The following is a 12,319-nucleotide window of genomic DNA, read 5'->3' as shown; positions in this document are numbered from 1 at the left end:
GGAGGATGTCCTCGACCCCACCGTTGCTGAGGATCTCACCGAAGCACTTGCTGACCTTGAAGATGTCCCTTCGGAGGAAGCTGCGCCGGAGGAGCCAGCGGAACCAACTGTGGAAGAGCAGTTGGCTGAGCGCACCGAGGATCTGCAGCGCATCACCGCCGAGTATGCTAACTACCGACGTCGTACAGCCTCGGAGCGGGATGGGATCATTGCGCACGCAAAGGCGCAGGTTCTCACCCAGCTGCTGCCGGTACTCGACGATCTCGACCTGGCTGCCAAGCATGGTGATTTGGAGGAAGGCCCACTGAAGGCTTTCCGCGACAAGTTCATCTCTGTCACCGATAGCCTCAAAGTTGCAGCTTTCGGCGCTGAGGGTGATGAGTTTGACCCCGAGCGCCACGAGGCGGTGCAGGATCTGTCCACCGGTGACCAGAAGGTTATTGGTACGGTTTTGCGCAAGGGTTACCAGTTCAATGAGCGCCTGTTGCGTACCGCAATGGTGATCATTGCTGATCCTGCTGGTCAGCCAGAATCACCAGAATCGGCCGAGTCGGCAGATTCTTAAATAATTGCGACTCTAAGAGTCGAAACAAGCCTCTACCATCGTTTTCCTATGATGGTAGAGGCTTTTTACTGCGCAGCGAGGTTGTATGCGGTACTTTGCAAGAATGAGCAGTGACACGTGTGACCTTTATCGCCACCTGTATGCAACCTCTATGCGTGGTGAAGCGGAAGTGCGCCGCATGGCGGGAATGAATGTGCACCAGTGCGGTCCAGTGTGGGTTGCGTACAGCAAAGAACGCGGGTGGGGGTTTGTCAGCTACAGTCCTGAGCAGGCACTTAAGATTAATGAGTCAGATATTCAGGCGGTGATTGAGTTCTTAGCCGGAGTAGGCGACATTGATTCTTTCGAGTGGAAAACCTGGGCAAGCGATCCGGCGTTACCGTTGGCGGAATTGGGTTTTGTCCGCGGTGAGGAAGAAGTCGTGATGATGGGCGATATCGATGTACTTGCCGATTATCCGATACCCGCTGGAGTAGAAGTGCGCCAAGTACTCACCGAAGAGGAGCTGGTTGCCGCTAGTCACACGCGTAGCGCTGTTTTTGGTTTAAATGCTAAGCGCACTCGTCAGTTTATTGATCGCAATGTGGGCGATATTGAGGGTGCAGGCTTGTTTGCAGCTTGGGCAGACGGTGCGGTGGTAGGTACTGGCCGTATGGAGAAGTCTGCCGCTGATGGCGTGGTGGGTTTGTTTTCTGGCGCGGTGGTTGAGAAGTATCGTGGACGCGGCATCTATCGGGCGTTGTTGGCGGCACGTGCACACAAGGCGTGTTCGTGGGGAATGCAGTTTGCGTATTCGGAATGTTCGCCGTACTCGGCGCCGATTTTGCAGCGTGCAGGATTTGTTCCGATCGAGCACACAACCCCTGCGGAGTTGAGGCTTTAGGGTGTTTTTCTTGCGGCGGGTTTAGACTAACCAAGGTGAATACTTATTCGTTGCCTCCGTTTGATTTTCAGTCGCATCGTGGTGGGCGTGGGCAGTGGACTGAAGAGTCTGTTGTAGCCTTCCAGCATTCGTTGGATATGGGTGTGTCTACCCTTGAACTGGACATTGTGTTAACTCAGGATAATGTTCCGGCGGTGTGGCATGATCCTGTGCTGTTGGCTGAGAAGTGTGATTCAAGGGTGGGGGAGTTGGTGCATGATCTGACTTTTGCCCAGTTGCAGCAGGTGGAGTGTGCGAAGCGGTTGCCGGATTTCCCTGATGCGCAGGTGGTTGCAAACAATAGGATTATCGCTTTGTCTGAGGTGTTTGAGCTGGCGCAAGGCTATGATGTGCACTTTAATATTGAGACAAAGATTGAGGCTGATCGCCCTGAGATCTGTGCGACGCCGCAAGAGTTTGTCGATGCGATTTTAGAGACGGTTTTCGCCTATGGAGTGCAGGAGAAAGTGATGATCCAGTCCTTTGACTGGCGCACTTTTCCCCTGATCAGTGCCCGCGACCCGAAGATTCCGCTGGTGGCGTTGTGGGATGAAACAACGTGGTATCCCGGTACGGCGTGGGGACCGTACACTCCGAATATTATTGATGCAGCACTGGCCAACAATATTTCGGTGCTCAGCCCCGACTTTAAGCTTGTCGACGCCGCCCTCATCGCCGAAGCGCACGCGCATGGTCTGCGGGTGGTGCCGTGGACGGTGAATGAGGAAAAAGACTTCGAACGGCTGATTGATCTCGGGGTGGATGGGATTATTACCGACTATCCCAGCCGCTTGAAGGCACTGTTAGATCGCCGTGAGATTTCCTATTAATCCTGCTGTTCGAGGAGTTTTTCAATCTGTTCGGGGAACCTGATGGCTAGTGAGATGGCCTCGCCTTCGTGGACGGGGCCTGCGACAATTTCTAGCCCTTCGATTTCTCCGCCGGTGACATAAACGAAGGGGGACACTGGGTGGCTGCCACCGTGGAATTGTTGGTAGGCCACCTCCGCGAGATGGCCAACCTGGTTCACCATGCGATTGCCACTGGTGACAGGGGCGAGGAAGACAAACTCGCGGGTTGGTACGGCGATAAACCAACCAGCATTCGCATTTAAGTCGGGAATCCACTGAAGTAGGCGATTGGGGATGATGACCGAAGTGCCCAAATAATAACCCCCATTGCCCAGTGCGTAAATCCCATCGGGATTATTCTCGCTGGTGATGGAGATAATTTCGGGCTGGGTTTGTTCCAGCTCTTCGTTGGTATTGGCTGCTGCCATGCGGAAGATATCGTCGATATCGCCAAGATCGTTGAGATCTTCGTCTTGCAGAATCTTGATTTGGTCAGGTAAATCTTCGCACAACACCACACCAAGGCCTGGGGCGAGAGGGCGGCAGGAATGATCGAAATGAAAAGGTGTATCTGGGGATAGGCCGCTGGTGAGCATCGCTGGGTCGATGATGCGCATGCGCAGCCGTGTAAGCCTCGCCATAATGGACTGATCCACATTATCATCGGCAACCAACCAGCGCAGATACGTGGCAATCACTTCTTTTTCGCGCTCTGTATCGCCGTGGGCGTTATGGTAGTCGATCAGGGCATTTTCCATGTGGAAGGTGTTGGAGTTGCCCTCGGTGTCGATGAGCAAGGCATCAGGGTCGGGGTCTAAGAAAGTGACTGAGCAGTTGTGCTCGGTGGCGAAATCGATCACCCCGTTGCGGAAGCGTTCGATGGTGGAAGAGGGGATGTGGGAGGGATATGTAGCCATACCAGTGAATGCTAGAAACTTCTGTATACCCTGCGCTAGGTCTACGCCAGTATTCATAGCAACTTTTCAGATCTGATAATCGCCACAGAGTAAGCTCTTACGTTGCCAATAGGCAGTTCATGGGGTTGGTTGGTGGGGGTAAAAGAAAGGGTTGAAGTGGGAAGAAAAGAATGACCACAGTTGTAGGTGCAGCACAGGCGATAGATATGGGCTGTGGGGGTAGTGGGCAAAGGAAAGCGGGGATATTGCTCAACAATATAGGTGACACGGGTTAATGAGTGGATGACAAAAACCTATCGGATTGTCACCACCACACCCCCGCACTGCTTATTGGCAGCATTTTCCAACTCTTATCCGTAGCGCTACCATTTTCCTAGCAAAGCATTAGTCCATCATTATCGAAGTTTTGGAAAGGGATCGTCATGTTTCGGTCGCGGAAGCCGCTGATCCGCAAGCACCAGCGCACCTGGTTTGCAACCTCAACCGCACTTGGCCTTGTTGTAGCACTGGGGCAGGTTGTCGGCGTCGATACGCAGGTTGCTCACGCAACCCCCGCTGTTGCGCAGCAAGCATCACCAGCCACCAGCGCCCCCACAGTTGGGACGATAGCTGAGCGCGCCGAAATTACCTACCCCGACATCACTGTACCCAAAGATGGACAGGTGCTCGTTCGACCAACGGTGGTAGGAAATGTTGACGACTTCAGTATCGTCACCCTGGAAGGAACTCATGCCATCATTGCTGAATCTAGTGGGGCGCTTGGCGAACTCAGCATTGAAGGAAAAGCGGTAGGAACGCAGCGCAGCACCATCACCATCTACTTCACTGACAACAGCACAAAGCAAGTCACTCTCAACATCACCGTAATCGAGCCGAGGCAAAGTAATGCTGATACCTACCAGCCACGCTATATGCCGCGAGTGCTTGGTGCGGGCATAGTAGTTGACGGATATGCCCCACACGGTGCACCGCAAGGCACGAAGTTTAGCTCCGATAACCTCCCAGAGTGGGTAAGCCTCGATACAGACAGTGGTGCGCTGCGGTTAGCGCCACCACAGGACGTACAGCGCGGTGACCATACTCTGAATATCAAAGTCACCTATCCTGACACAACCAGCGAAACCATTCAGGCAACCATCACCATTGTTACTCCGCAAGCTGAAGGGGCAAACCCCACATGGCTGAGCAGCCGCACGCTCGCGCCGGGTGAGTCGCGCAGCATTGAATCCACAGTGGCGCTGCCCGAAGGGGCGCGGATTAGCACGGTCACACCAAAAGGTTTCAGTGCAACGCTGAGCAGCGCAAAGGTGCTCAACCTCACCGCGCCGAAGAATGCTGAGCCGGGAAGCGCACACACGGTAGTTTTGGGTATCGACTATGCAGATGGTTCGACTGAAACCTACTCACTACCAGTGCTCATCACCCCAACCTTCACCCGCAGTGCAGCCAACCCGAAGCAGTGGAGCACCCCAGCCCGGGCGGGCGTGCGCTGGGAAAAGCCTGCCGGAACACCCAACTGGTGGACACTGACCACCGAAGGTGTCCTTGAACTTTCAGAAGACGCACCGAACGGCACCCATCAACTGCCTCTGGTGGGACACTACCTGTCCACTCGTGCGGAAACGACAGTGCGCATCACTGTGGCAAAGCCCGGATCTTCTACGCCACAAGACCCTGGTAACGGGGCGGATGAACGCACACCAGAAGATTCATCATCGGCAGGTGCAAGCGGGTGGAAAGTGTGGCTTCCCATCGTGCTGAGTGTCAGCGCAGCACTGATCGGTGCAATCCTTGCGGTGCTGGCGGATAAGAACAGCCCTGTGCGCGCCTTCTTCACGCGCTAAGCGCACAAATTTTATACACCTCCAACCCCCTGTATAGGCAGTCTTGTGCTGGTCTATGCAGGGGGTATTGTGCTGCGCCTACAGTGTTGGCGGCAGGTTGCGTGAGGGGTATTGGCCGGGGTGGTATTGAGGGTTTTTGTGTCGCTGCCAGCACAGGGCAAAGCTTGGTAGCAGCTCATCGGGATTGGGGGAAACTCGACCTTTTGTGTGTGCATTAGTGGTTGAGCAGGGGGTAGGGGTGTAAAGGTCGAGTTATTGGCGGGTAGGCGTGGCGCAGGCTCAAGTGGGGTAGGTGAAGGTGGGGTACACAGCTGCGAACTGTGCAGATGCACCATGGTGCTTTAACAGCACAAATACGCTAAACTTTAGTGCAGTAGACTCAACTTAGATTTAAAGGAGAATAAATATGGCTGCGAAAAATGAATGGGCAGACAAAGACTATTACGCTGACCTTGGGGTTTCAAAAACCGCCACCGAGGCAGACATTAAAAAGGCATATCGCAAACTCGCACGCGAAAATCACCCTGACTCACATCCAGGGGATACGGTGCGCGAAGAGCGCTTTAAGAAAATCGCCGAAGCATACGATGTGATTGGCGATGAAGCTAAGCGCAAAGAATACGATGATTTCAAAGCCATGGTCGGTTCCGGCGGGCTTGGCGGCTTCGGCGGATTCGGAGGTGGTTTCCCCGGTGGCGGGGGCTTTCGGGGCCAAGACTTCGACCTCTCCGACATCTTTGGATCAGGTGGAGCGGGTGCTTCGCCAGGTGGTTTTGGGGATATCTTCGGTGGCCGTTTCGGTGGCGGCAGTGGTGCTCGCCGCACAGCTCGGCCGACGCGAGGATCCGACGTCGAAACGGAAATCACCATTGACTTCCGCGAGGCGGCGAAAGGAACCACGTTCCCGATTCAACTAACAGGTGATGCGCCCTGCGTCGCATGTCATGGCTCCGGTTCCCGCACCGGCGCCACCACCACCTGCGGCGGCTGCCATGGCACGGGGTTTAGGTCGGAGAACCGTGGTGCGTTCGGTTTCTCTTCCCCCTGTTCAGAGTGCGACGGTAGTGGTAAGACTATTACTGACCCCTGCGCCGACTGCCGGGCAAGTGGCACCGTGCGACGCTCCCGTTCCATCACTGTGCGCATCCCCGTCGGGGTCGAGGATGGTCAGCGCGTGCGCCTTGCCGGTCAAGGTGAGGCTGGCCCCAACGGCTTGCCATCGGGCGACCTGTATGTGACTGTGCACGTGCGACCAGACGAGGTATTTACCCGCAAGGGGCAAGATTTGCAGGTCACCGTGCCTGTGACTTTTGCGGAGTTAGCATTGGGTGACACAATCCAGGTACCCACCCTCGATGCGCCGGTGCGGGTGAAAATCCCCGCCGGAACCCCAAGTGGGCGCGTATTGCGCGTGCGCGGGCGGGGTGTTCCGAAGCGTGGAGGGGGTGCAGGTGATTTGCACGTGACGGTGGAAGTGGCGGTGCCAACCACGCTTGACGACGCCGCTACCGCCGCGTTGCGCGACTACGCCCACGCTGAGCGGGAATCAGGTTTTAGTCCCCGTGCGCAGTGGGCTGGCGTCGGAAGTGAAAAGTAGGAAGTGATCGTCACATGACCAACGAAGAAACAACCGAGGTGTTTGTCATCTCCGTTGCCGCCGAACTGGCAGGAATGCACGCCCAAACACTGCGCACCTACGACCGGATGGGTCTGGTTACTCCCCAGCGCACCAGTGGTGGCGGCAGGCGCTATTCCCGCGCTGATGTGGAACTCCTGCGCACCGTGCAACGCCTGAGCCAAGAAGACGGCGTAAACCTTGCTGGTATTAAAGCCATCATTGAGTTGAAGAAGGAAAACGAGCGCCTACGCGCACAGCTGCGAGCTGCGGAGGCGGAATGTGAACAGCTCAGGCGCGAAGCCACCCGCCCCAGGGGTGAAATCGTGCATGTTCCCCGCTCCACCGCTGTGGTGATGTGGGAACCGCGTCGTGGGAAGCGGCGTTAAAAAATCCCAGGCCTTGTGGGTGCAAGGTCTGGGATTTTTTAATAGCTGGGTTTTAGTAGGACAAGGCGCTGATGCCCACAATTTCCCAAATGATACCGGCAAGGGCACCAAGGCCTGCCAAAACTGAAAGAACAATGCCCACGATAGTGCTGGTAGCCACTGAGGGTCACACTCCTTATATGCGAATTTTTATGAAATCTGTGTGTAACTTAACCACAGGTTGCCTACCTAGCCCAAGGTGCGTTTTGCTCTTGTGGCTATGCTGGGCAGAAAAAAGGGGGGAGGGGTGTGAAAATGCACGACCTCGGGGGTATTGCTGTGCTGTAAATTACAACTTTGCAAGCTTTGCATATGTTTGTTTGAAAATGGTGCTGACATGCCCTAAGTAAGGCTGATGTGTCACTTAACATACGTTGTCATGTGTGGGCTGTCACTTAAAGCGCTTTACGGTGGGCCATTTCATAGTTATAGTGGCGATCAACGCTTGGTTGTGCAACCTTGTGCGACCTTGTTGAGAATAGAAGCCATTACCCCCGATGTATGAATTTAGACCTGTGATCATTTGGGGGTGCGTGGAGGTATCCAAAAGGCTGCAACCCAAGTGTCGAGAAAAATTCACTCAACGTAAGGAGTTTTGAATATGGCCGTATATGCCAATCCGGGCACTGAAGGTGCAATCTTCACCTACAAAGAGCAGTATGAAAACTTCATTGGTGGACAGTGGGTTCCGCCAGTTGACGGTGAGTATATGGATGACATGACACCGGTTACCGGCGAAGTTTTTACTCGTGTCCCACGTTCCAAGGCAGCTGATATCGAGCTTGCATTGGATGCGGCACATGCAGCTAAGCGCGAGTGGGGCAAGACCTCTGCTGCGCAGCGTGCGGCTATCTTGAACAAGATTGCTGACCGTATGGAGCAAAACCTCGAAAAGCTTGCGGTCGCAGAAACCTGGGAAAACGGCAAGGCGGTTCGTGAAACCTTGGCAGCAGATATTCCGCTGGCCGTGGATCACTTCCGTTACTTCGCGGGTGTCGCACGCACCCAAGAAGGCCGAATTTCGCAGATTGACGACAACACCGTGGCTTACCACTTCAAGGAGCCAATTGGTGTGGTCGGCCAGATCATTCCATGGAACTTCCCCATTTTGATGGCTGCCTGGAAGATCGCACCAGCGCTTGCCTCCGGTAACTGCATTGTTCTGAAGCCTGCTGAGCAAACCCCAGCATCCCTTCTGGTGGTTGTGGAACTGATCGCTGATCTGCTCCCCGCAGGTGTACTCAACGTGGTCAATGGCCTCGGTGAGGAAGCAGGCGCTGCGCTAACGGCAACTGACCGCATTGGCAAGATTGCCTTCACGGGTTCCACCGCAGTGGGTCAGATTATCCACAAGGCAGTCTCTGACAAGGTTATTCCTATCACCTTGGAGCTGGGTGGCAAGTCCCCATCCATCTTCTTCCCAGATGTGATGGATAAGGATGATGATTTCCGCGCCAAGTGCATTGAAGGTTTGGCAATGTTCGCCCTGAACCAGGGTGAGGTGTGCACCTGCCCATCGCGTGCGCTGGTGCATGAGGATATTGCCGAAGAGTTCTTGAAGTTGGCTGTGGAGAAGGTGCGTTCCATCAAGACCGGTAACCCACTGGATACCGACACCATGATGGGTGCCCAGGCATCCTTGGAGCAGATGGACAAGATCACTGGTTACCTTGAATCCGGCCCTGCTGAAGGCGCTGAGGTTCTTACCGGTGGCAAGGTTGCTTCCTTTGATGGTTTGGAAGGTGGCTACTACATCGAGCCAACCATCCTCAAGGGTGATAACTCCATGGCGTGCTTCCGTGAAGAAATCTTCGGTCCTGTGCTTGCGGTGACCACCTTCAAGACCTTCGAGGAAGCAATGGAGATTGCAAATGACACCATTTATGGCCTCGGTGCTGGTGTGTGGAGTCGAAATCAGAACAATGCCTACCGTGCGGCTCGGGAAATCCAGGCTGGTCGCGTGTGGGTGAATAACTACCACAACTATCCTGCACACGCAGCCTTTGGTGGCTATAAGCAGTCGGGTATTGGCCGTGAGAATCATGCGATGATGATGGACCACTATCAGGAAACCAAGTGCATGCTTGTCTCCTACGACGAGAAGCCTACGGGTCTGTTCTAAACACACAGGCGTAAGCGACTAACGAAGACCGGTTTTTCCGGTCTTTTGTCGTTTTTGCAACTTATTGCAATACATTTTCATTTATTCATCCTTGTTGGAAAGGAAGATCCTCTCATGTCTGAGAAGTTCAATGCAGCAATTGTTGAAAAGTTCGGCCCAGAGCTGGCCGTCGGCCAGCTCGACCTGCCAGAACCAGGACCTAATCAGGCGCTGGTGAAGAACCTCGCCTCGGGCGTGTGCCACACCGACCTGCACGCTGCTGAAGGCGACTGGCCAGTCAAGCCAAAGCCACCATTTGTTCCCGGCCACGAGGGAGTGGGCGAAGTGGTCAAGCTTGGCCCCGGTGAGCATGGCGTGAAGGTTGGCGATATGGTGGGCAACGTGTGGCTGTGGTCTGCCTGTGGTGAGTGCGAGTTCTGCCGCACAGGTTGGGAAACCTTCTGCTGTGAAGCTGAGTACGGCGGCTATACCGTAGATGGCTCTTTTGGTGAGTACATGCTTGTTGATACTCGCTACTGCGCCCGCATCCCTGAGGGCTCTGACCCTGTTGAGGTTGCGCCCATCCTGTGCGCTGGTGTGACTGTATACAAGGGTCTGAAGGTGACTGATACCCGCCCAGGTAACTTCGTTGTTATCTCCGGCGTCGGTGGCCTTGGCCATATCGCGGTGCAGTATGCGGTGGCCATGGGGCTGCGCGTGATTGCGGTTGATATTGCTCCAGAGAAGTTGGAGCTGGCGAAGAAGCATGGTGCAGAGTTCACGGTGAACGCTGCTGAGGTTGACCCTGCAGCTGCGATTGTGGAGTACACCAAGGGTGGCGCTCATGGCATTCTTGTGACTGCTGTGCACCCGAAGGCGTTTGGCCAAGCTATTGATATGGCGCGTAAGGGCGGAACGATTGTGTTCAATGGTTTGCCGCCGGGAGATTTCCCTGCGCCGATCTTTGACATTGTGTTCAAGGGTCTGACTATTCGTGGCTCGCTGGTGGGTACTCGCCAGGATCTGGAGGAGGCGCTCGACTTCTACGCGCGCGGCAAGATTAAGCCGACCGTGACTGAGTGCAAGCTTGACGACGTCAACTCGGTGTTCGAGGATATGCGCAAGGGTCAGATCGACGGACGTATGGCTATTCGCTACTCATAGCATGGTGTAAGTGAAGAGGGCGGGTTGCGTTTTTGCAGCCCGCTTTCTTGTTGGTTCGCCCGACATGGGCATGTTCTTAAGGGTGTGAGTCCCTGATAGTGAAGGTGGTTTAACTATGTAGCTGATGGCAACTGCAGCATCGTGAGGTGTTGTGGGGAGGAAGCTTCAAGCGAAATCCTGCACCGAGGTATACGAATCACATATAAGGCGCGCTGATCTGGGTAAGGCTGCCGAAGAAGTCGAAGCCCGTTCCATCGAAGTGGTTAGTGTGTAGATGTGGCGGTTGTAGGAGGAAAGAGCATGTTCTTAATCGGGGAGGCCTGTCACAGACTGTGCCAAGTAGGTGTGGTAAGCCCTGTTGTGGGTTGGTGTGGTAGGAGTCAGCCGAGGTCATAGTACTCGTGGGAGACACCGCGGTCCGCGGTAGCCCTTATGGTGGGTGAGCGAGGAAGGACTGAACTTTACATTGTTGAGTATGGAACCTGGATTGTAGTTATGCATAACGGTGAAAGCTGCCAACCACGTGTGTGTGGGCATTATGGGGAGGATAGGGTGAATCCCGACGATAGCCATGGTGTGCTTAGTTGTGTGTCTGCCGATGTAGGGGAAGTGTCAACTGGTGCGGGTGCTGATCTGTGGGATCAAGTCTTTTCAGGTGGCAATCTCCGCACTGCATTAGAGCGGGTTAAGACGAATAAGGGTGCTGCTGGTGTGGACGGGGTAGGTGTTGAGGATATTGACGTTTATCTGCGTGAACACTGGAGTGGCATTCGTGAGCGTCTTGACGCGGGAACGTATAAGCCGTTGCCGGTTCGTGAGGTGATGATCCTAAAGCCTTCGGGTGGTTGGCGTATGCTTGGTGTTCCGACTGTTGTTGATCGTGTGATTTGTCAGGCGATCGCGCAGGTACTTACGCCTATCTTTGATGTGGGGTTTGTGCCTGTGTCTTTTGGTTTCAGGCCTCAACGTAGCGCACATATGGCGTTAAAGACCGCACGTGGGTTTCTTAACGAGGGGTATGTGTGGGTTGTTGAGGTTGATTTGTCGAAGTATTTCGACACGGTTAATCACGACATGTTGATGTCGAGGGTGGCTCGTAAGGTTGACGATAAGCGCGTGTTGAAGCTTATTCGGGCGTATTTAAACGCTGGGATTATGGCTGATGGTGTTGTTCGGTGTAGTGATGCAGGGACTCCGCAGGGGTCACCGTTATCGCCGTTGTTGAGCAATATCATGTTGGATGATTTTGATCATTATCTTGCATCTAAGGGCACGAAGTTTGTTCGTTATGCTGATGATATTCGGGTCTTTGTTCGTTCCAAGCGTGCTGCGCAGCGTGCGCTTGCCCAGTCTGGGAAGTTTCTGGAGGGGAAGTTAAAGCTGCGGGTTAATCAGGAGAAGTCCACTATTTGTCATGCGATTAAGGCGGAGCTTTTAGGCTATGGGTTCTATCTGGTTCGTGGTGATCAGTATCGGTTTCGACTTACTAAGGCCACGAAGGTGAGGGTTTTAGCCCGAGTGAAAGAGCTTACGGCAAGATCGTGGTCGGTGTCGATGGAGTATCGCATTGACCGGTTAAACAAATATTTGCGTGGATGGCTTGGTTATTTCGCGTTGGCGGATGCGAAGGTGTTTCTTAACCGGCTGGATGAGCATCTTCGTCGTCGACTGCGGATGTGCGTATGGAAGCAGTGGAAACGTATCCGAACGCGGATACGGAACCTCTGCCGCTTGGGTGTGGATAAACAAAAGGCCTATGAGTGGGCTAATACCAGTAAGTCCTACTGGCGTATCGCTGGCTCGTGGGTGCTTACAACCACGCTTACTAATGCGTATTGGAATGACCAGAACCTCGTATCAGCCGTGGCGTATTGGAACTATAAGCACAGTCAATACTCTGTATTGGTGTAAG

General features: G+C 54.3%; 9 protein-coding genes and 1 pseudogene. 9 read left to right on the top strand and 1 reads right to left on the bottom strand.

The window, feature by feature from the left end; all coding sequences use genetic code 11:
* Position 1: 1 nt before the first annotated feature.
* From grpE to CFELI_RS12025, 3 genes and pseudogenes are all read left to right on the top strand, one after another.
* Positions 2–565, top strand: a pseudogene (gene grpE / locus CFELI_RS12035) (nucleotide exchange factor GrpE); the annotation flags it as partial.
* A 103-nt stretch (positions 566–668) separates the two neighbouring features.
* Positions 669–1,448, top strand: a complete 780-nt coding sequence (locus CFELI_RS12030; RefSeq protein ID WP_277105407.1) for a GNAT family N-acetyltransferase — start codon at positions 669–671, stop codon at positions 1,446–1,448.
* 35 nt (positions 1,449–1,483) lie between these two features.
* The gene (locus CFELI_RS12025; protein ID WP_277105408.1) at positions 1,484–2,317 is read left to right on the top strand and encodes a glycerophosphodiester phosphodiesterase family protein; all 834 of its coding nucleotides are present in this window, start codon (positions 1,484–1,486) and stop codon (positions 2,315–2,317) included.
* Here the strand turns inward: CFELI_RS12025 and CFELI_RS12020 are convergent.
* Positions 2,314–3,255, bottom strand: coding sequence for a hypothetical protein (locus tag CFELI_RS12020; RefSeq protein WP_277105409.1), 942 nt, complete (start codon positions 3,253–3,255; stop codon positions 2,314–2,316). The genes CFELI_RS12025 and CFELI_RS12020 overlap by 4 nt on opposite strands.
* A gap of 422 nt (positions 3,256–3,677) precedes the next feature.
* Between CFELI_RS12020 and CFELI_RS12015 the strand changes: the two genes are divergently transcribed.
* The 6 genes from CFELI_RS12015 to ltrA all read left to right on the top strand — a co-directional run bounded on the left by CFELI_RS12015 (position 3,678) and on the right by ltrA (position 12,318).
* A complete protein-coding gene (locus CFELI_RS12015) occupies positions 3,678–5,099 on the top strand; it encodes a Rib/alpha-like domain-containing protein (RefSeq protein ID WP_277105410.1) in 1,422 nt (473 codons plus the stop codon).
* A gap of 406 nt (positions 5,100–5,505) precedes the next feature.
* Positions 5,506–6,696, top strand: coding sequence for a molecular chaperone DnaJ (gene dnaJ, locus CFELI_RS12010; protein ID WP_277105411.1), 1,191 nt, complete (start codon positions 5,506–5,508; stop codon positions 6,694–6,696).
* Positions 6,697–6,710: 14 nt separating this feature from the next.
* On the top strand, positions 6,711–7,103 hold the full coding sequence (locus CFELI_RS12005) for a heat shock protein transcriptional repressor HspR (RefSeq protein ID WP_277105412.1): 393 nt from the start codon (positions 6,711–6,713) through the stop codon (positions 7,101–7,103).
* A 640-nt stretch (positions 7,104–7,743) separates the two neighbouring features.
* The gene (exaC, locus tag CFELI_RS12000; protein ID WP_277105413.1) at positions 7,744–9,264 is read left to right on the top strand and encodes an acetaldehyde dehydrogenase ExaC; all 1,521 of its coding nucleotides are present in this window, start codon (positions 7,744–7,746) and stop codon (positions 9,262–9,264) included.
* Between the two features lie 114 nt (positions 9,265–9,378).
* Complete coding sequence (gene adhP, locus CFELI_RS11995; protein ID WP_277105414.1) at positions 9,379–10,407, top strand: alcohol dehydrogenase AdhP; 1,029 nt, start codon at positions 9,379–9,381, stop codon at positions 10,405–10,407.
* Between the two features lie 588 nt (positions 10,408–10,995).
* Entirely contained in the window at positions 10,996–12,318 is a 1,323-nt protein-coding gene (ltrA, locus tag CFELI_RS11990) for a group II intron reverse transcriptase/maturase (protein WP_290258975.1), read from the top strand.
* Position 12,319 lies beyond the last annotated feature (1 nt).

Origin of the sequence: Corynebacterium felinum (assembly GCF_030408755.1) — a bacterium.
Taxonomy (GTDB): Bacteria; Actinomycetota; Actinomycetes; order Mycobacteriales; family Mycobacteriaceae; genus Corynebacterium; species Corynebacterium felinum.
This window is presented reverse-complemented; position numbering and strand designations above follow the sequence as displayed.